Origin of the sequence: Curvibacter sp. PAE-UM (assembly GCF_001432305.1) — a bacterium.
Lineage (GTDB): Bacteria > Pseudomonadota > Gammaproteobacteria > Burkholderiales > Burkholderiaceae_C > Hylemonella.
In genome coordinates this window covers 1,613,182-1,630,971 of record NZ_KQ483358.1, presented here as the reverse complement: position 1 = coordinate 1,630,971, position 17,790 = coordinate 1,613,182, and the positions used below count along the sequence as shown (strand labels likewise).

Sequence of the window (17,790 nt, the reverse complement as noted above, 5' to 3'; positions counted from 1 at the left end):
CCGTCAAGCACACGCCGAGATGCTTTTTCTGGCGTCGTTCAGCGCGATAGCGCTGGGTTTCGTGATCGAAATTGAGCTGCTGACATTCCAGGTGGTGCGGCCACTTGTTGCCATGGAACATGGTTTTTCCTGTCCCGCAAGACGATGAGCAAACAGGCGACGACCGTGCCGTAGGCTGCTGGCAGCCGTACTCAACAGCGGCAGCACTTCAGCGGCAAAGGCGGCCATCATCCTCGGGTCAGTGAAGTAGTTAGATGGTGCGCTCCCGTCCCAGTACCGCTGGCGGAAATAGTCATAGCCGTCGAAATCGATTCAGCATCGAGCGACCCAGCGGCTCCTTGTCGGTCGAACAGCGACTTCAAGCTGGCGGCATTCGCTTCGTGTCCAGTTCCGTTTCAACCCGATTTAGCGCATTACTCGCTGCTCGTGCTGTCACGGCGCCAATACATGACGCATACTTGCTAATGCCGTTAATTGTGCATCGCACGGAGTGCGGCATTGAGTTGATCGACAACCTCTGACCAATCAGCATCGTCTTGAAGCTTTTCCCGAAGAAGGGTGGCTTGCGCAGCACTCCAAAACGGCGCGTCCTCTAATCGCACCTCGGCAGACAGCGGTGAATTCTTCTCGATAAATGCGCGGATATCGGCTGGCTCGCGCGAGAGGCCAATCTGGGCAAAAAGCTCAGAGAATCGGTGATAGAAAGCATCCATTTCAAAAACCTCTTCTTGCGTCTTCAACCATTTCGCGTACACACCAACTTGCGTAGACGGGGCCCAGGAGCCATCCCAGCCATCTCAGGGCCGCCCGGCTGGGCAGTTGGTAATCAATCCAGACTTGCAGGCGCGCACCTTGACCTTCTGCTGCCAGGTTGAATCCCATGCGATAGGCTCCAATGACAAGCAAGCGCGGCTCGCCGAGCGTGGCCCACGCCTTGCGTAAGGGTGGCTCATATTCATTCACGATCTCGTCCAGCCCGAGCTCAATGCCGGCGATACGCCCGTTCATGCGGACAACCGAGCCGACACGATGCCCCTGGGACTCATCGAGCTCGAAACTGAATTTCGAGCCCAAGGTCATCCACGACGCTTTGGTCATGTGCACCGCGAGTCGGCATTGGTCGTCCAGACTGGCAAAGATCTGCTCCGGCGCTGCATGGATCAGCGCCACAGCCTCGGCATGTCTCTCTCGCTGTTGACTCATCGCCGTAGACGCAATGCATTACCGATCACCGACGCCGAACTGAAGCTCATGGCCAGTGCGGCAATCAGGGGGGAAAGCAGCCATCCGGTCACTGGATATAAGACGCCGGCGGCCACCGGAATACCCAACGCGTTGTACAGGAAGGCAAACATGAGGTTCTGCTTCATGTTGCGCACGGTGTCTTCCGACAAGGTACGTGCCACCGCAATCCCGCGCAGATCGCCCTTGACCAGCGTGATCTGCGCGCTGTTCATCGCCACATCGGTGCCGGTGCCCATGGCAATGCCGACATCCGCCTTCGCCAGTGCTGGCGCGTCGTTGATACCGTCGCCCGCCATGGCGACGACTCGGCCTTCACGTTGCAGCTTCTCCACGAGGATGAGTTTGTCAGCCGGCTTGACTTCACCATGCACCTCGTATATCCCCAGGCGGGCACCAACCGCCTTGGCGGTCGTCAGGCCATCGCCGGTGGCCATCACGATGCGCATGCCGGCGGCCTTCAGCGTCGCCAGTGCCTCAGGCGTGCTGGCCTTGATGGGATCGGAGACAGCCAGCAGACCGGCCAGGCGGCCATCAACTGCGAGATGCATGACGCTTGCGCCCTCTGCCCGAAGCGCTTCAGCTTGGGGAACCAGGGAATCGACAGATACGTCCAATTGCTGCATCAGGGTGGTATTCCCCAGCGCCAGCTGCTGTCCACCAACGAGTCCGCGCACGCCTATGCCGGATCCGGATTCGAACTGATCCGGCTTGTCCAGAGCAAGCCCTCGCTCGCGGGCGGAGCGCACGATGGCGTCGGCCAAGGGGTGCTCGCTGCCCTGATCCAGGCTGGCCGCCAGCCGCAACACTTCGTCCGCCTCGAAACCGGGTGCCGCAACCGCGCGGTCGAAGGCCGGCCGACCTTCCGTCAGGGTGCCAGTCTTGTCGATGATCAGCGTGTCGATCCGACGCATGTGCTCGATGGCCGCTGCGTCGCGGAACAGCACACCACGGGTGGCGCCCTTGCCCGTAGCCACCATGATGGACATGGGCGTCGCCAGTCCGAGCGCACAGGGACAGGCAATGATCAGAACGGCAACCGAATTGATCAGCGCATAGACCCAGCTGGGTTGAGGCCCAAAGAACCCCCAGACAAAGAAGGTCAGCAGCGCAATGGCAACGACCATGAGTACGAAATACCCGGCCACGATGTCCGCCATGCGCTGCATCGGCGCCTTGGAGCGCTGGGCCTGCGCCACCATCTGAACAATCTGCGCCAACATGGTCGAAGAACCGACTTTTTCCGAGCGCATGACCAGGGCGCCGCTGGTATTCATGGTGGCGCCGATCACCTTGTCGCCGACCCGCTTTGTCACGGGCACCGGCTCTCCAGTGAGCATCGATTCGTCAACCGCGCTACTCCCTTCCTCCACCACGCCGTCCACCGGCACCTTTTCTCCGGGCCGGATACGCAGCCGGTCGCCCACATGCACATGGGTCAAGGGCACGTCCTCTTCCGAACCATCGGCCCGAATGCGCCGTGCAGTCTTGGGCGCCAAACCCAGCAGCGACTTGATGGCGGCCGAGGTCTGGGACCGGGCTTTCAATTCGAGCACCTGCCCCAGCAGCGTGAGCGAAATGATGACCGCGGTGGCCTCGTAATAGACGGCCACACGGCCCATGGCGACGAAGGAGGCTGGGAACACTTCCGGCGCGATGGTAGCTACCAGGCTGTAAAGAAAGGCGGCACCGGTGCCCAGGCCGATCAAAGTCCACATGTTGGGACTGCGGTTGAGCACCGACTGCCAGCCGCGCTCAAAAAACGGCCAGCCCGCCCACAGCACGATCGGCAGGGAGAGGACCAGTTCGATCCAGCTCTGTCGCGCCATGTCAAACCAGTTGAGCTGGTGGCCGAACATGGCCAACACCGTCACGACCACTGTCAGCGGGAGCGTCCACCAGAAGCGTCGCCGAAAATCTTTCAGCTCTGGGTTGTCCTCCTCTTCCAGCTCCGGTAGCAAAGGCTCAAGGGTCATGCCGCACTTGGGGCATGAGCCCGGATGGTCCTGCCGGATCTCCGGATGCATGGGACAGGTGTAGATCGTACCTATGGGCGCCGGCGCTGACACCGGTGCGGCGACTACCCGGCTTGCGTAGCGCTCTGGATCAGCGGCGAACTTGCCTTGGCACTTCGCACTGCAGAAAAAGTAACTCTGCCCCTGGTGGCTGAGGTGGTGTTCTGACTGCGCGGTGACGGCCATGCCGCAGACCGGGTCTTTCAAACCAGCTGTCTGCGTCGGTGATGTCGAGGCTGGTTTTTCCCCATCATGATGATGGTGTTCGTGATGAGCATGTTCATCCATGGCTTCAACTTCCCTTCTGTTCTCAAACAATCTTGGCGCAGCGGCAGTTCAGTCAACGGCCGCAGCAGCAACCACCTTGACCTTGCGTGGTTTTGGCGCTGGCGCAGCGCCCCGAGCTAGGGCTCGGCGAATCTTCGCTGACTGATGCCGGCGAATCTGAAACCAGTTCCCCCTTGTAGCCAGCTTCTGTCAGCGCATCCAGCATCTCCTGCAGATGGTTCCCTTCACCTGAAAACGCGACCGTCGCCCGTCCTCGCGCGAGATCCACGTCAACATGACCGACACCAGGAACGCGGGTCAACGCTTTGCGCACGGCGTTGGCACAAGAGCCGCAGGTCATACCTTCTACTGACAGTTCCATCGAACTCATAAGTTTCTCCTGTTAGGCGCCTCTATTGACGCAGACACCAAGATAAACCTTCCCATCGTGTCCATGTCAAGCGCCATTCCCGAGGCTTGATCATCCCCCCGCCGACTCAGTTTGGCTTTACCCCCAGCGGTAATACACCATCCATTTCGTGGCGTAGCTGCCACTGCTTTACCAGGGCATAGATGGCCGGGATGACGGCCAGCGTGAGGATGGTCGAGGAAATCATGCCCCCGACCATGGGTGCGGCAATACGGCTCATGACCTCGGAACCGGTGCCGCTGCCCCACATGATGGGCAAAAGACCCGCCATGATGGCCACCACGGTCATCATCTTGGGCCGTACCCGTTCAACGGCACCATCCATAACCGCCGCGTAGAGGTCGGCCGCCCCGGGGGTCTTCCCCTCCGCTTGGCGCCGAGCCTTCACCTCTTCCCAAGCGTGATCCAGGTAGATCAGCATGACCACTCCGGTCTCTGCTGCTACCCCGGCCAGAGCGATGAAGCCCACAGCCACGGCAACCGACAGGTTGTAATCCAGCAGCCACATCAACCAGATCCCGCCGACCAGGGCAAACGGAACGGAGAGCATCACGATCAGAGTTTCAGTGAGACGCCTGAAGTTCAGGTACAGCAACAGGAAGATCAGCGCCAGCGTCACGGGGATGACCACCTTCATTTTCTGGATGGCCCGCTCCATGGACTCAAACTGGCCGCTCCAGGTTGCGTAATATCCCGGCGGGAATTTGATCCGTTCGGCCACGGCCTTCTTGGCATCGGCCACATAGCCACCGATGTCCCGATCCCGGATGTCCACATAGATGTACGCGGACAGCAAGGCATTTTCGGTGCGAATACCGGGCGCACCCTTGGCTATCGAAAGAGTCGCCACCTGCCCCAGCGGCACCATGGCGCCGCCCGGCGTCGGCACCAGAACCTGTGTCGCGATCTGCTGCGGATCGTTGCGCAACTCACGCGGGTAGCGCACGGTGACGCCAAAGCGCTCGCGCCCTTCGACCGTGGTGGTCACCATTTCGCCGCCCAGCGCCGTACCGATGACTTCCTGCAACTCACCCACATTGAGCCCATAGCGTGCCAGCTGCGGGCGATCGGGCTCGATGTTCAGGTAGTAACCTCCAGTGATGCGCTCGGCGAAAGCCGAACTGGTGCCGGGTACCGTCTTGACGACCGCTTCAATCTCCTTTGCCAGACGCTCCATCTCGGCCAGATCCTTGCCGAACACCTTGATACCTATCGGTGTGCGTATGCCGGTCGAGAGCATGTCGATACGCGCCTTGATCGGCATGGTCCAGGCATTGGAAACACCAGGGAACTGCAGCACCTTGTCCATCTCTGCGATCAGCTTGTCCGTCGTCATGCCGTCCCGCCACTCTGAGGTTGGTTTGAGGTTGATGACCGTCTCGAACATCTCGGTTGGGGCCGGATCGGTCGCCGTGTTGGCGCGGCCAGCCTTGCCGTATACGGAGGTAACCTCCGGGAAGCTCTTGATGATCTTGTTCTGGGTCTGCAGCAGTTCGGCAGCCTTGGTGATGGACATGCCGGGCAACGAAGACGGCATGTACAAAAGCGTTCCCTCGTTGAGCGTCGGCATGAATTCGGATCCAAGCCTGGACGCCGGATAAAGGGTGATACCCAGCGCCAGCAGCGCAAGACCGATGGTCGTCTTTTTCCAGATCATCACCCAGGCAATGATGGGGCGGTACAACCAGATCAGGAAACGGTTCACCGGGTTCTTCGCCTCAGGCATGATCTTGCCGCGGATGAAGAAAAGCATCAGGACCGGAACCAGTGTCACCGAGAGCATGGCCGCTCCGGCCATGGCGAATGTCTTGGTGTAAGCCAAAGGCGAGAACAACCGACCTTCCTGAGATTCCAGCGTGAAGACCGGCAGGAACGAAACTGTGATGATCAGCAGCGAGAAGAACAAGGCCGGCCCAACCTCCTTGCAGGCAACCAACATCGCATCGACACGCTCGGCCGCCGTATGCTCGGGCGGCAGGCGCTCCAAGTGCTTGTGCGCGTTCTCGATCATCACGATGGCGGCATCGACCATGGCGCCGATGGCAATCGCAATCCCCCCCAGACTCATCAGGTTCGAATTCATGCCCAGCAGGCGCATGGCGATGAAGGCGATCAGGACGCCGATGGGCAGCATCAGAATAGCCACCAGTGCCGAGCGCACGTGGAGCAGGAACACCACGCACACCAGGGCGACGATGAGCGACTCCTCCAGCAGGGTCCGCTTCAAGGTGTCGATGGCCCGGTGGATCAGGTCGGAGCGGTCATAAACGGCCTCGATGGTGACCCCCTCAGGCAGGCCCGAGGAGACCTCGGCGACCTTTTCCTTCAGATTGTGAATAACCTCCAGGGCGTTCTGGCCATAACGCGCCATGGCGATGCCGGAAACCACCTCGCCTTCGCCGTTGAGTTCGGTCAGGCCGCGGCGCTCGTCGGGGACCAGTTCCACCCGTGCAACGTCGCGCACCAGAACCGGTGTGCCCTTCTCGCTGCGTAGCGCCAGGCTTTCGATATCCGACACACCGCGCAGATAGCCCTTGCCGCGCACCATGTACTCGGTCTCGGCCATCTCAATGACCCGTCCGCCCACGTCCCGATTGGAATCGCGGATCACCTGGGAAATCCGGCTCAAGGGGATGCCGTAGGCACGCAGTTTTACCGGGTCGACCGTGACCTGATAGGTCTGGACGAAGCCTCCGATGGAGGCTACTTCAGAGACCCCGTGGGCCTTGGTCAGCTGATAACGAAGATACCAATCCTGCAGGCTGCGCAACTCGGCCAAGCTACGGTCTTTCGCCAGCAAGGCGTATTGGTACACCCACCCCACGCCGGTCGCGTCGGGCCCGATCTGCGGGGTCACGCCCTTGGGCATGCGTCCGGCGGCGAAGTTGAGGTACTCCAGCACGCGCGAGCGTGCCCAGTAGATATCGGTGCCGTCCTCGAAGATGATGTAAACGAAGGAGGCACCGAAGAAGGAGAATCCCCGCACCACCTTGGATCGGGGCACCGACAACATGGCTGTTGTCAAAGGGTAGGTAACCTGGTCCTCGACCACCTGCGGGGCCTGTCCCGGATACTCGGTGTAGACGATGACCTGGACGTCGGACAGGTCAGGCAGGGCATCCAGCGGTGTGCGGATCACGGCATAGATGCCGGCCGCGACAACGAACAGGGTGGCAAGAAGGATCAGGAAGCGGTTGCGCCCCGACCAATCGATGATTCTGGCGAGCATTTTTCTTCCCGTTAGCGACTCTTGTGTGCGGCTGCATCATGCGCGGGTGCGGCACGGCGCAATGCCGTCACCACCCACTCACCGGGCTTACGCTCGACAAACTCGAACGCCACCATGTCGCCAGGTTTGTAACCCTGCAGCAGGCCGCCATTGGCGACAGCGAACTCCATCGACATGGCTGGCCATTTGAGGCTGGGAACCGGACCATGGCTGATTTCGACCGTGCCACTCTTCAGATCGATGGTCTCGATTGCCCCCTCCGCCCGGTGACCTGTCGTTGCCGCTTTCGGCATCTCGCTCGATTGCTTCTGCCCGGGGTCTGTACTGGCACCATGGCCCGCTTGACCAAAACCGCTCACAGCTGCCTTGAGATTGCTCTCGGCATCAATCAGGAAGTTGGCAGAGACGACGACGGATTCGCCGCTGCGCACGCCTTCCAAAACTTCCACCTCATTGCTGGCGCGCCGCCCTAGGCGGACCTCCCTCGGCTCGAAGCGCCCCTCCCCGACCTGGACGAGCACGAGTTGCCGCGTACCGCTGTCGATAACGGCCGAATTGGGCACCGTCACTGTCTGTGTGCGTGTTCCGACCGAAAGTTCGATCTGCGCAAACATGGCTGGCTTGAGCAGCATGCCAGGGTTGGACAGCTCAATGCGCACGGGAATCGTCCGTGTCTCGGGATTGAGCGTGGGGTAGACATAGGTGACGATGCCCGAAAACGCCTTTTCAGGATAGGCATTGATCGCCACCTTGACCTTGGCGCCGGTCTTCACGAGACCGATGTCCTGTTCGAATACATCGGCCACTACCCAGACAGCGCCGAGGTCTGTGACTTGGTACAGCGCTTCGCCCGGCATGAAGCGCATGCCTTGCACGGCTTTTTTCTCTGTCACCAGGCCCTGGACCGGGGAACGGAATGCCAGCGTGCGTCGGACTTCCCCCGACGGCGCCAGGCCGGAGATCTGTTCTTCCGAGATATCCCAGTTGCGCAGACGCTGCAGACTGGAGTCGGCCAAACGACGCATCCCCGACTGCACCTGATCCGCAGATCCTTGCGTCGACTGCAAGCCCTGCAAAGCGATCTGGTACTCGCGCTGCGCGGAGATCAGTTCCGGGCTGTAGACCTCAAAGAGCACCTGACCCTTGGCCACCGTCTGACCGGTCACGTTCACATGCAGGCGCTCCACATACCCCTCGAACTTGGGCGAGATGGTGTAGATCCGGCGCTCGTCGGGTTCGACTCTTCCCGCCGCGCGAACCGTGCGTTCCAGTTTTTGGACACGCGCCGCTTCGGTCCGAACACCCAGCTTCTGGATCTTTTCCGTGCTGATCCTGATCAGGCCCGTCTGACCCGAACTGTCTTCCTGATCTTCACCCTCATAGACGGCGATGTAGTCCATGCCCATGGGATCCTTCTTCGGCACGGGAGAGGTATCGGGCAAGCCCATGGGGTTGCGGTAGAAAAGAAGCTTGCGTGCAGGTTTGGACGTTTCGGCACTCGGCGTTTCCACCCCACTCGCTGTGGCAGCCGCTTGCAGCTCGTGGCCTCGGTACAGGAAGCCATAGCGGACTTCAAGCGCAATGAGGACCACCAAACTGACGCCCAGACCGGCGATCAGCCATTTGGACCGGACACTCATAGATCTTCTCCAATGATTCGTTCGATTTCAGCCAGCCGGAATTGCGCTTCTACCTGGGACTCCAGCTGACTCTGTCTGGCCTTGCGGATCTGCCGCTGGGCATCCAGCAGCGTCGCAAAGTCCACCTTGCCGTTCTCATACCCCACCAAAGCTGCCTGGTAGGTGAATTCCGACTGGGGAAGTAATTGGGTCGCTACGAGGTTCTCCGTACGACGGGCGGCATCGATCGCATCCACGTTCTCCGAAAGTTCGGACAGCAGTTGCCGAGTCGCAGACTCCTTGCGCGCCTGGGCTGCCTGCAGCATGGCTTCGGATTCCCTCTCCTGAGCACGACGGGATGACTGCTGCAGAGGTATATTCATTTCGATCATAAGTTCCCATTCCTTCACGGTTCCTTGGTACTGAATGGGTGACACCCCCAGCGTGATGTCGGGGTAGCGGTTCTTTAGCACGAGATCCCGGCTCAACTGGGCAGACCTGATGCGGGATTCCTCGCTACTGAGTTGCGGATTGCGCGTTATCGCACGCTCCTCCAGCCCTGTCAGGTTCAACTGTTCGTGCGACGGCACAGGCCGCAGTGCCACCGGTTCTGCCAGGGATGCTCCGGCGGGCCGGGCCAGCAAGCCATTCAGGCGTGCCTGTAGCTGACGACGTTCAGCCTCCAGCGCGATCAGTTCATTGCGCAAGGCAGATTGTTCGAGCTGGGCCCGGATTACGTCCTGCTGGGCCGCCAGGCCACCGGCGTAGCGGGCCTGCGTCACGCTCTCAAGACGGGTCATCAAGTCGATGATCTCGTGCGCAATTCTTTCACTGCGATACAGCAGGTAGAGTCGTGCATAGGCAGCCTTGATGCGGCTTGAAATCTCGATCCAGGTTCCCTGGCTGCGCCCCCTAGCTGCCTCTACATCCTGCTCGGCAATGTTTCGCTTCAGGCCCCGCTTGCCATACCAGGGGAACTCCTGCATCAGGAGATATCGCGTGCTGCCGACCTGGCCTGGAAGAAGCAGGGGGGATTGGTCCCCCTGGCGGGTCACGTCCCGAAGTTCGGCGCGGAAACGCGGGTCGGGCAGGGCCCCGGCTGACTCGATGCGCTGGGTCGACGCGTCCACCTCGGCGCGCATGGCAGCGTACTCTGGATTGCCCTTGCGGGCGTAATCCAGCAAGCCTTCAAGCGTCGTGCCAAGACCAATTTCCTGCGCGGCGGCCGGGAGACCCAACAACGACCACGAGACGATTACATAAAGGGAAAACCGGAGGCTCGTTTTCATACCCACCATCGTTACGAGATTCTTGTGGCGCGATCAGCCTGAGCCCGACCGCATACTGAATGCCAGTATCAGAGTTCGGAGCCAACAAATGCCTGACATTTACATTACATTTTTGTAATCTTTCTGGAGGCGATTGGTGAATGACACACGAGCTGACGCGTGTCGATCCAACATGAACGGCAAGGCAGGCTTTGGCTGCGGCGTGAGGTGCTTTGCACTCGATAAGCCCATGACCCAATGCGGTGCGCATCTCACCTCACTTGCAACACCCACCACTCTCTTCATGCTCCTGAATCGGCGGACAAGGCACGGTGCCGTATGAGCAGTAGACGCAGCAGTCGCCCGGCTTGGGCTGGAGCACGGTGTGGCACTGCTCGCATTCGTAGAACCACTGGCAGGCGTCGACAGGCATGATCTCCCGTTTGCTGTGTCCGCAAACCGGACAGGTCAGCGTCGAATCTGGTATGAAGGCGGTCATTGCGCACTCTCTAGCCGTTGAGACGGATAACCCGCCTCCTGGGTAGCCCAGGTCAGGGCCTCAACGTCGGCCTTGGCATCGTCGAAACTTACGATGGCCTGGCGTTTCTCCAGGTTCACCACGATTTTGTTGACGCCGGGCACCCGGCTCAATGCCTTCTTGACAGTGATCGGACATGTGGCGCAATACATGCCGGGGACGGAAAGCGTCACGGTCTTGTTGGCAGCCCAGGAATGGCCGGCAAGTACCAGTGCAAGAGCGAATACAAAAGTTTTCTTCAAGGGGGTCACCTTTTTCTCCTAATAGAACCAGGGAGCAACGGCGGGGAAACCGAGTGTCGTGAGCAAGAGCGCCACCACCACCGCGAACAGCACTTTGTAGAGGCGCCGGACCTGCGGCACAGCACACACCTGTCCTGGTATGCAAGGCCGCGCAGGGCGCCAGATGTGTCGCCAGGCCATGAACAGCGCCACAAGCGCTGCGCTGATGAAAATAGGCCTGTAGGGTTCGAGCGCAGTCAGGTTGCTGATCCACGCACCGGAGATGCCGAGCGCAAGCAGAACCAGCGGCCCCAAGCAGCACGCCGACGCCAGGATCGCCGCCAGTCCGCCGGCCACCAGTGCCCCAAGGCCAGGTGCAGATCTGGATTTACTGGATGAGTTTGTTGTCATGGGTTAAGCTTACCTCCGTACTTAAGTACGGAGTCAAGCGCCATGAACATCCCACCACAGCACTTCACTATCGGGTCTTTGGCTGACGCCGCTGGGGTGAACGTCGAAACCATCCGCTTTTACCAGCGCAGGGGTTTGCTTTCCGAACCCGAGAGGCCTCTAGGCAGCATCCGGCGCTACGCTGATGCCGATCTGGCACGGGTGCGCTTCATCAAGGCGGGACAGCGGCTGGGATTCAGTCTGGACGAAATGGCCGAGTTGTTGAAGCTAGAGGACGGCAGCCATTGCAGCGCGGCGCGAGCACAGGCTGAGCTCAAGCTGAGGGATGTGCGCATCAAGCTGGCTGACCTGCAGCGCATCGAGCATGCGCTGCAGGGACTCATAGAGCGCTGCGATTCGGTGAGAGGAAAGATCCGCTGTCCGCTGATTGCCGCACTGCAGGCGGGAGGACTGGACGATTGACGGCAAGAAGATCTATCGCCATCGCGGTATGAACCGTGGCGTACGAAGTGCGTAAGCTTCGTACGTTTCGCCAAACTGCTTGCGCATCTCAGCCTCCTCGGTCATCGACAACTTTGCATACATCACCAGAAGCAACGGGAACATCACGAGCGTGAGCAGCGTCGGCCACTGCAAAAGGAAACCCAGAAGAATCATCACGAAGGCCACGTATTGGGGATGCCTGATCCGGGCGTAGGGTCCGGCCGTTGCCAATGAATTTCTCCGCTGCGCGTGGTAAAGAACATTCCAAGCCGAAGAGAGCAGAAAGAAGCCAAAACCGAGAAAGGCGTAGCTGGCAATATGCAGCGCGCTGAAATGGGGATCGCCTTTTTCACCCAGAAAGGTGTGCCACAGATGCCCGGATTCATGGGACATCAGATCCAGACCAGGGAACTTCGTCTGCAACCAGCCAGAAAGAAGATAGATCGTCAGCGGGAAACCATACATCTCGACAAACAGCGCAACGATGAAGGCGGTGAAGGCACCAAAGGTGCGCCAATCCCGCGCCGTAGCGGGTTTGAAGAAGCTGAAGGCGAACATGATGAAGACGGCCGAGTTCAAAGCCGCCAGCAGCCAAAGTCCATAGGCAGGCTCGGGATTGGTCATGGCGCGTCTCCCTTCTTGTTCGGATCCGACGAACTCGACAAGCCATCCTTGTGACTTCCGTGTCCATGGCCGTGCCCACCATGCATGAACAGATGCATGATGGGACACGCGAGCACAAACAGGTAAGGCAAAGCGGTAGCGACGTGTACCAGGTGCTCCTTCAGCAGGAAGTAGCCAGCAACGGCCCCGATCACGAATAAACCGATCGAATATCGCGAACCCCAGAATGACGGGAGACGCTCATGTTGCTGATGTTCGCGATTCATGGCCTGGCCTGCTCACTTCGTGGTGGGAGCTGGTTGGGCGTCCATCATCATCTGCATCATCATTTGCATCATGTCCATGCGCTTCTCCATCATCTGCTGACGGTCCTCCATGCTGCCTGCAGAACCCTTGCCGCCTTGCGTACCGCCCATACCCGGCCCGCCCATGCCGGAACCACCCATCATGTTCATCATGGACATGCTGTCTTGCATCATCTTCATGTGCTCACCCATCAGGGCCCCACGCTCCTCGGGGGTCTTGGCGTTCATCATCTTCTGATGCATTTCCCCCATCATCATCATCTGTTTGTCCATTTGAACCATGTTCTGCCTTGTGGCCACCGATGGCCTGGGAGCAGATGGCTTCGTCGCGGCCGGTTTGGCCCCGAGCGTCTTGGACGTCGGCGCCGACGCAGCGCTAGCGGGGTGATGAGGATCATCCTCTTGAGAGTTAGGCTGGGCCGCCCAACTCAACGTGGTCACACAGGCCACCAGGGACAAAGCGACCAGGGAACGTACTGCTTTCATGGAAACCTCCTAGATGTAGAAACACAAGTTGCACACAAAAAACGCTCTCTCCTCCGAGATCATTCCGAGACCATCAATCGGATGAGGCTTCCGACGCTTACGCTCTGAGCCAGAGCGCGACGGCTTTACTTATCCCGGTTGAGCACTAGCATGATTTCCTCGTACTCCTGCGCGTTGATCTCGCCATTGGCGAGCCGTCGACGCAGAATATCGATGGGCGTTTCACGCTGGCGCTCTCTACGCTCCCCTGATCGTGGTCTGCTGCCAAACAGCACCAGCACGATCAGGAGCACCCAAAACAGCCACCAGAACGCATGCATGCCTACCATGTAGTAGCCATCGTTGAAGAACATAGGGACTCCTTTTTCCAGAACGAATCTTTAGACCGAAAACGATCACGGTGCCGGCTGGATGTCCGTAACGCGCATCTTGCCGCCTTCGTTGACGACCATGAACTTGACCTTATCGCCAGGCTTCAAGTTGGCCAGCAATCTCTTGTCCTTTGCCGTGAAGACCATGGTCATGCCTGGCATGTCCAGATGTTTGATATCGCCGTGCTTGATGGTGATCTTGCCAGTCTCACGATCGACCTTGCGGACTTCTCCATCGGTCATGGACGCGGATTGCGACATACCCATCTTGCTCTCGTCCATCATCATGGTTTGCGCGATGCTGCTCATAGGCAAAGCCATGCCCATTGCGAGAGACGAAATGGCAAGAATATGTTTGATGTTTTTCATGATTTCCTCGCGAGATATTGCTGAGAACCTGTTGCGACTTTTCTTGGTGGCCTGCACGACCTGGTGCAGATCGTGCAGGCCGAGCCTTCGGATGGGTATCATTTTCTGGAGACCTTGACCGCACCTTTCATCCCTGCTTCATAGTGGCCAGGCATCAGACAGGCGAAATTCACGGTGCCAGCCTTGGTGAACTGCCAGATGATCTCGCCCTGCTTCCCAGGAGCCAGCGTGACCTTGCTGGGCTCGTCGTGCTCCATATCGGGAAACTTCTTCATCTGCTCCAGATGCTCCATCAGTTCCTGCTGCGTTCCAAGACTGAGTTCGTGCTTGACCTTGCCGACGTTCTTGACCACGAACCTGACGGTTTCGCCTTGCTTGACCTGAACGTCTGCGGGCGTATAGCGCATGCTGTCGTTCATTTCGATGGTGATGGTGCGGTTGACCCGTGCAGCCACGCCGGGCTTGCCGATCGCCGTCTCCTCATCGTCGTGGCCGTGGCCGCCGGCATGGTTGCCACCAGCGAAAGCCGAGCTGGACAGGGCAATCGCCATCAGGGCCATCACTTTGGCCAGGGTCTGTGTCTTGTGCGTCATGGATGTCTCCTTAGGGTAAAAAATCAGTGCCCGCTGTGGGACTGAGGCTTGCGAACTTTGACTTCGGTCGGTTGGCTGGGGGTCTGCGCACGAGGCATGGATTGGCCGCCTTCGGCCTTGAACCTCGCAGGCTCGCTGAGCGGGCCCTCGTACTCGTGAGCCACAGTGCCTTCGGGATGCTTGAACCACCCCGGGTCCTTGTAGTCCCCGGGTTTCTGATCGCGCCGAACCTTGAGCACACTGAACATGCCACCCATCTCCACCGAACCAAACGGGCCCTCGCCAGTCATCATGGGGGCGGTGTTGTCCGGTATGGGCATCTCCATTTCCGTCATGTCCGCCATGCCACGCTCCCCCATGACCATGTAGTCCGGGATCAGGTTGTTGATCTTCTTGGAGAGGCCGCTGTGGTCCACGCCTATCAGCGTCGGGACGTTATGCCCCATGGCGTTCATGGTGTGGTGACTCTTGTGGCAGTGGAAGGCCCAGTCGCCCTCCTCGTCAGCGAGGAACTCAACTTGGCGCATCTGGCCAACCGCGACATCGGTGGTTACCTCATACCAGCGCGTGCTTTTCGGTGTGGGCCCGCCATCGGTTCCAGTCACCAGGAACTCATGGCCATGCAGGTGGATGGGGTGATTGGTCATCGTCAGATTGCCAATCCGGATCCGGACCTTGTCGTTCAGGCGGACATTCAGAGAGTCGATGCCGGGGAAGATACGGCTGTTCCAGGACCACAGATTGAAGTCCAGCATGGTCATGATCTTGGGGGTGTAGCTCCCAGGATCGATATCAAAGGCGTTCAGGAGAAAGCAGAAGTCTCTCTGAACCTCGTCGATCAGCGGGTTCTTGACCTTGGGATGGGTCACCCAGAAGCCCATCATGCCCATGGCCATCTGCGTCATCTCGTCGGCATGTGGGTGGTACATGAACGTGCCCGGCCGGCGCGCCACGAACTCGTAGACAAAGGTCTTGCCGGGTTGAATCGCTGGCTGGTTCAGGCCGGCAACGCCGTCCATGCCGTTGGGCAGCCGTTGACCATGCCAGTGGATGCTGGTGTGTTCCGGCAGCTTGTTGGTCACGAAGATGCGCACTCGGTCGCCCTCGACCACCTCGATGGTGGGCCCGGGACTCTGACCGTTGTAGCCCCAGAGATGGGCCTTGAACCCGGGTGCCATCTCGCGGACTACCGGTTCAGCCACGAGGTGGAATTCCTTGACGCCCTGGTTCATGCGCCAGGGCAGGGTCCAGCCGTTGAGCGTGACCACCGGGTTGTAGGGTCTGCCGCTGTTGGGAATCAATGGGGCCATGGTGTCTGGGCTGGTCTGGATGACCGGCTCGGGCAAGGCCGCCATGGCCACTCGGCTGACCGAGGCCGCTGCCACAGCACCACCAGCGACGCCTGCTAACTTGAAAAAGTCTCTTCTGGATGTCATTGCGGATTCCCTGGAAATCAATGGCCGGCGGCGGCGGCACCGGAAGGGGGTGCTGCTGCGGATAGCGTCGTGCTGGTCGGACGCCCGATGAGGGAAGCCTGCAAGGCTGCGTCAGCCAGCCAGAACTGTTGCTCTGTGTTGATGGCGGCAATGACCGTATTGACTTGATCACGGGCGTCGGCAAGCAGCTCGAAAACTCCGATGATCATCCCGTTGTAGCGCAGCTGGTTCTCGTCTGAGATCACCTTGCGCAGCGGCACGACCTCATCGCGGTGATGGCGCGCCACGTCGTAGGCGGTGCGGTAGCCGGAATAGCTCTCGCGCAGGCTGGATCCGGCCGCACGAATTGTGGCTTCCAGCTGGTTGGCTGCGGCCAGCGTACGCGCGCTCATCGCATCGCGCTGCATGCCACCCCAGTCGAAAATCGGCAACCGTACCCCGATTTCATAGCCACGCGGATCTGAACGGCTTCCCGTTGCGCTGTCGGTCTTGGTATTGCGACGCGCCGTGAGTTCGATGTCGGTGAGGCTGGTCACCGTGGTCAAACCTTGAGATTTGGCATAAGCCTCGAAGTTCGTCTGTGCGAGCCGGATATCCAGGCGGTTGCGCGTGGCGTACGAACCTGCGGTCTGGGGATCCATGGCCTGCTTGGGCAGATCAGGCAAGCGCTCGGGGAGCTTGAGCAGTGGGGCCTGTGCTTCATCGAGCCCCAGCCGGCGGACCAACTCCTCCCGCGTTGCCGCGGCCTGATGATTGGCCGTGGCCAAGCGTGTGGCAGCATCTGCGTAGAAGGCCTGCTCGCGGGCACGGCTGATGCGACTGAAGTTGCCCGCGGCCTGCATGCGCCGGGCAATCTCGGCGGTGGCTTCTGCACTCTCGTACACCTGACGGGCATACCGGAGGGTTTGCTGCGCCGCAACGGCACGCACCCAGGCCTGGCGGACCTGCGTGACTTGGTCTACCACTTCGCTGGTCAGGCGCAGCTGCGACTGCTCGATGCGGTAGCGGGAAATCCCCTGGCGGGTCGGCAGCGTCAGCAGGTCCAGCAGACCAAACGACAGAGCGCGTCCAATTTCCAGCTCATCGCCCGCGACCATGCGCTCGTAGCTGAAAATTGGGTTGGCGATCCGGCCAACCTGGGCGGCGTCGGCCGATTCCGCCCAGCCCTGGGCCAACAAGGCCTGCAGGGAGGGGCTGTTGACCAAGGCCAGTTGTACGGCTTCGCGCTGCCCCAGAGGCTGGGTGAGGAGTGCCTGGGCGGCGTCAGCCCGCTCCTTGCGCTCCTGCTCCGTGCGCGAAAGTGCCAGTTTCTTCTCCGTGAAGCTGCTAGCCTCGTCGTTCACGCGGCTGACGTTCTGTTCGAGACTGACGCTGGCGCAGCCGGACAGAACCGCCAGAGTAACGGCCGATATCGCGAGCCTGGCTCCGCTCGATTGCAGAGTGCGTCTCATCGCTTGGAACCTCCGTGATGCCCTTCATGGGCCGCAGACGAAGGTGCCGTGTCATTGGCAGGCTCAGCCGTTCTGGCTTCCTTGGCATAAGTACGCCATCCCCCGATACGGCCAACGGTGTCGTTAACCTCCCGCCAGGACTGGACCGGTTGGTCAGCGTAGGCCTGATACCCGTTCAGGGGCGAGGTGTAGGTCAGTTGGGCCGGGGGTGCCGGTGGCGGGGTCTGCTCGGCCGTGATCTGCGCCATGGCTGAGCCGGCAAGCAGCGCCATCGTCCAGGGAAGCAATTTTCCGAAGGACAGGCTGTGGGTAGGGATGGTCATGGATTCCTCTTGGGGTAACTCGCTGATTTCAGGGGGTGATTCTGAGAATCCGACGCCGTCAGAAAGCTGACTTACGGATTACATTTCTGTAATCTTGCTGACGAAGGCC

21 protein-coding genes are annotated in these 17,790 nt (G+C 60.0%); 1 reads left to right on the top strand and 20 read right to left on the bottom strand.

All coding sequences use genetic code 11. The features are described 5' to 3' along the window. Positions 1-3: 3 nt before the first annotated feature. The 11 genes from AO057_RS17760 to merT all read right to left on the bottom strand — a co-directional run bounded on the left by AO057_RS17760 (position 4) and on the right by merT (position 11,240). On the bottom strand, positions 4-231 hold the full coding sequence (locus AO057_RS17760) for a hypothetical protein (protein ID WP_205630004.1): 228 nt from the start codon (positions 229-231) through the stop codon (positions 4-6). Between the two features lie 239 nt (positions 232-470). After that, the gene (locus tag AO057_RS07955; protein ID WP_057675118.1) at positions 471-713 is read right to left on the bottom strand and encodes a DUF2789 domain-containing protein; all 243 of its coding nucleotides are present in this window, start codon (positions 711-713) and stop codon (positions 471-473) included. 1 nt (position 714) lies between these two features. Then, positions 715-1,203: a hypothetical protein gene (locus AO057_RS07950; protein ID WP_057675117.1), complete on the bottom strand. Its 489-nt coding sequence runs from the start codon at positions 1,201-1,203 to the stop codon at positions 715-717. After that, on the bottom strand, positions 1,200-3,545 hold the full coding sequence (locus AO057_RS07945) for a heavy metal translocating P-type ATPase (RefSeq protein WP_082605463.1): 2,346 nt from the start codon (positions 3,543-3,545) through the stop codon (positions 1,200-1,202). The genes AO057_RS07950 and AO057_RS07945 overlap by 4 nt, the downstream gene beginning before the upstream one ends. 52 nt (positions 3,546-3,597) lie before the next feature. Beyond that, entirely contained in the window at positions 3,598-3,915 is a 318-nt protein-coding gene (locus tag AO057_RS17455) for a heavy-metal-associated domain-containing protein (protein WP_082605462.1), read from the bottom strand. A gap of 106 nt (positions 3,916-4,021) precedes the next feature. Further along, complete coding sequence (locus tag AO057_RS07940; RefSeq protein WP_057675115.1) at positions 4,022-7,183, bottom strand: efflux RND transporter permease subunit; 3,162 nt, start codon at positions 7,181-7,183, stop codon at positions 4,022-4,024. An 11-nt stretch (positions 7,184-7,194) separates the two neighbouring features. Further along, a complete protein-coding gene (locus tag AO057_RS07935) occupies positions 7,195-8,823 on the bottom strand; it encodes an efflux RND transporter periplasmic adaptor subunit (RefSeq protein WP_057675114.1) in 1,629 nt (542 codons plus the stop codon). Then, positions 8,820-10,091: a TolC family protein gene (locus tag AO057_RS07930; protein WP_240480751.1), complete on the bottom strand. Its 1,272-nt coding sequence runs from the start codon at positions 10,089-10,091 to the stop codon at positions 8,820-8,822. The genes AO057_RS07935 and AO057_RS07930 overlap by 4 nt, the downstream gene beginning before the upstream one ends. Before the next feature lie 256 nt (positions 10,092-10,347). Next, complete coding sequence (locus AO057_RS18235; protein ID WP_082605461.1) at positions 10,348-10,569, bottom strand: GDCCVxC domain-containing (seleno)protein; 222 nt, start codon at positions 10,567-10,569, stop codon at positions 10,348-10,350. Further along, complete coding sequence (merP, locus tag AO057_RS07925) at positions 10,566-10,850, bottom strand: mercury resistance system periplasmic binding protein MerP (RefSeq protein WP_057677220.1); 285 nt, start codon at positions 10,848-10,850, stop codon at positions 10,566-10,568. Before merP ends, AO057_RS18235 begins: the two co-directional genes overlap by 4 nt. Before the next feature lie 18 nt (positions 10,851-10,868). Continuing rightward, a complete protein-coding gene (gene merT, locus AO057_RS07920) occupies positions 10,869-11,240 on the bottom strand; it encodes a mercuric ion transporter MerT (protein ID WP_057675112.1) in 372 nt (123 codons plus the stop codon). A gap of 42 nt (positions 11,241-11,282) precedes the next feature. Here merT and merR point away from each other — a divergent pair, with 42 nt between their 5' ends. Continuing rightward, positions 11,283-11,702: an Hg(II)-responsive transcriptional regulator gene (gene merR / locus AO057_RS07915; protein WP_057675111.1), complete on the top strand. Its 420-nt coding sequence runs from the start codon at positions 11,283-11,285 to the stop codon at positions 11,700-11,702. Between the two features lie 12 nt (positions 11,703-11,714). Here the strand turns inward: merR and AO057_RS07910 are convergent, their stop codons facing one another. The 9 genes from AO057_RS07910 to AO057_RS17440 all read right to left on the bottom strand — a co-directional run bounded on the left by AO057_RS07910 (position 11,715) and on the right by AO057_RS17440 (position 17,681). After that, a complete protein-coding gene (locus AO057_RS07910) occupies positions 11,715-12,347 on the bottom strand; it encodes a methyltransferase family protein (protein WP_057675110.1) in 633 nt (210 codons plus the stop codon). Beyond that, on the bottom strand, positions 12,344-12,613 hold the full coding sequence (locus AO057_RS17445; protein WP_082605460.1) for a DUF2933 domain-containing protein: 270 nt from the start codon (positions 12,611-12,613) through the stop codon (positions 12,344-12,346). The genes AO057_RS07910 and AO057_RS17445 overlap by 4 nt, the downstream gene beginning before the upstream one ends. A gap of 12 nt (positions 12,614-12,625) precedes the next feature. Next, positions 12,626-13,138, bottom strand: coding sequence for a hypothetical protein (locus AO057_RS07905; protein ID WP_057675109.1), 513 nt, complete (start codon positions 13,136-13,138; stop codon positions 12,626-12,628). Between the two features lie 125 nt (positions 13,139-13,263). Then, positions 13,264-13,491, bottom strand: coding sequence for an SHOCT domain-containing protein (locus tag AO057_RS07900; protein WP_240480750.1), 228 nt, complete (start codon positions 13,489-13,491; stop codon positions 13,264-13,266). A gap of 42 nt (positions 13,492-13,533) precedes the next feature. After that, complete coding sequence (locus AO057_RS07895; RefSeq protein WP_057677218.1) at positions 13,534-13,878, bottom strand: copper-binding protein; 345 nt, start codon at positions 13,876-13,878, stop codon at positions 13,534-13,536. A 98-nt stretch (positions 13,879-13,976) separates the two neighbouring features. Further along, positions 13,977-14,471, bottom strand: coding sequence for a cupredoxin domain-containing protein (locus AO057_RS07890; RefSeq protein WP_057675108.1), 495 nt, complete (start codon positions 14,469-14,471; stop codon positions 13,977-13,979). A 23-nt stretch (positions 14,472-14,494) separates the two neighbouring features. Beyond that, the gene (locus AO057_RS07885; RefSeq protein WP_057675107.1) at positions 14,495-15,907 is read right to left on the bottom strand and encodes a multicopper oxidase family protein; all 1,413 of its coding nucleotides are present in this window, start codon (positions 15,905-15,907) and stop codon (positions 14,495-14,497) included. A 17-nt stretch (positions 15,908-15,924) separates the two neighbouring features. Further along, complete coding sequence (locus AO057_RS07880) at positions 15,925-17,358, bottom strand: TolC family protein (protein WP_057675106.1); 1,434 nt, start codon at positions 17,356-17,358, stop codon at positions 15,925-15,927. Next, positions 17,355-17,681 (bottom strand): hypothetical protein, encoded by a 327-nt coding sequence (locus tag AO057_RS17440; RefSeq protein ID WP_082605459.1) that lies wholly within the window; start codon positions 17,679-17,681, stop codon positions 17,355-17,357. Before AO057_RS17440 ends, AO057_RS07880 begins: the two co-directional genes overlap by 4 nt. Between the last annotated feature and the right edge of the window lie 109 nt (positions 17,682-17,790).

Excerpts from the sequence above, each read along its gene's own strand:
- AO057_RS07930 (WP_240480751.1), bottom strand. The coding sequence starts at position 10,091 with ATGAAAACGAGCCTCCGGTTTTCCCTTTATGTAATCGTCTCGTGGTCG.
- AO057_RS17455 (WP_082605462.1), bottom strand. The coding sequence starts at position 3,915 with ATGAGTTCGATGGAACTGTCAGTAGAAGGTATGACCTGCGGCTCTTGT.
- AO057_RS07880 (WP_057675106.1), bottom strand. The coding sequence starts at position 17,358 with ATGAGACGCACTCTGCAATCGAGCGGAGCCAGGCTCGCGATATCGGCC.
- AO057_RS17445 (WP_082605460.1), bottom strand. The coding sequence starts at position 12,613 with ATGAATCGCGAACATCAGCAACATGAGCGTCTCCCGTCATTCTGGGGT.
- AO057_RS17440 (WP_082605459.1), bottom strand. The coding sequence starts at position 17,681 with ATGACCATCCCTACCCACAGCCTGTCCTTCGGAAAATTGCTTCCCTGG.
- merT (WP_057675112.1), bottom strand. The coding sequence starts at position 11,240 with ATGACAACAAACTCATCCAGTAAATCCAGATCTGCACCTGGCCTTGGG.
- AO057_RS07940 (WP_057675115.1), bottom strand. The coding sequence starts at position 7,183 with ATGCTCGCCAGAATCATCGATTGGTCGGGGCGCAACCGCTTCCTGATC.
- AO057_RS07910 (WP_057675110.1), bottom strand. The coding sequence starts at position 12,347 with ATGACCAATCCCGAGCCTGCCTATGGACTTTGGCTGCTGGCGGCTTTG.
- AO057_RS07935 (WP_057675114.1), bottom strand. The coding sequence starts at position 8,823 with ATGAGTGTCCGGTCCAAATGGCTGATCGCCGGTCTGGGCGTCAGTTTG.
- AO057_RS07955 (WP_057675118.1), bottom strand. The coding sequence starts at position 713 with ATGGATGCTTTCTATCACCGATTCTCTGAGCTTTTTGCCCAGATTGGC.
- AO057_RS18235 (WP_082605461.1), bottom strand. The coding sequence starts at position 10,569 with ATGACCGCCTTCATACCAGATTCGACGCTGACCTGTCCGGTTTGCGGA.
- AO057_RS07885 (WP_057675107.1), bottom strand. The coding sequence starts at position 15,907 with ATGACATCCAGAAGAGACTTTTTCAAGTTAGCAGGCGTCGCTGGTGGT.
- AO057_RS07895 (WP_057677218.1), bottom strand. The coding sequence starts at position 13,878 with ATGAAAAACATCAAACATATTCTTGCCATTTCGTCTCTCGCAATGGGC.
- AO057_RS07900 (WP_240480750.1), bottom strand. The coding sequence starts at position 13,491 with ATGTTCTTCAACGATGGCTACTACATGGTAGGCATGCATGCGTTCTGG.
- merR (WP_057675111.1), top strand. The coding sequence starts at position 11,283 with ATGAACATCCCACCACAGCACTTCACTATCGGGTCTTTGGCTGACGCC.
- AO057_RS17760 (WP_205630004.1), bottom strand. The coding sequence starts at position 231 with ATGATGGCCGCCTTTGCCGCTGAAGTGCTGCCGCTGTTGAGTACGGCT.
- AO057_RS07905 (WP_057675109.1), bottom strand. The coding sequence starts at position 13,138 with ATGAAAGCAGTACGTTCCCTGGTCGCTTTGTCCCTGGTGGCCTGTGTG.
- AO057_RS07950 (WP_057675117.1), bottom strand. The coding sequence starts at position 1,203 with ATGAGTCAACAGCGAGAGAGACATGCCGAGGCTGTGGCGCTGATCCAT.
- AO057_RS07945 (WP_082605463.1), bottom strand. The coding sequence starts at position 3,545 with ATGGATGAACATGCTCATCACGAACACCATCATCATGATGGGGAAAAA.
- AO057_RS07890 (WP_057675108.1), bottom strand. The coding sequence starts at position 14,471 with ATGACGCACAAGACACAGACCCTGGCCAAAGTGATGGCCCTGATGGCG.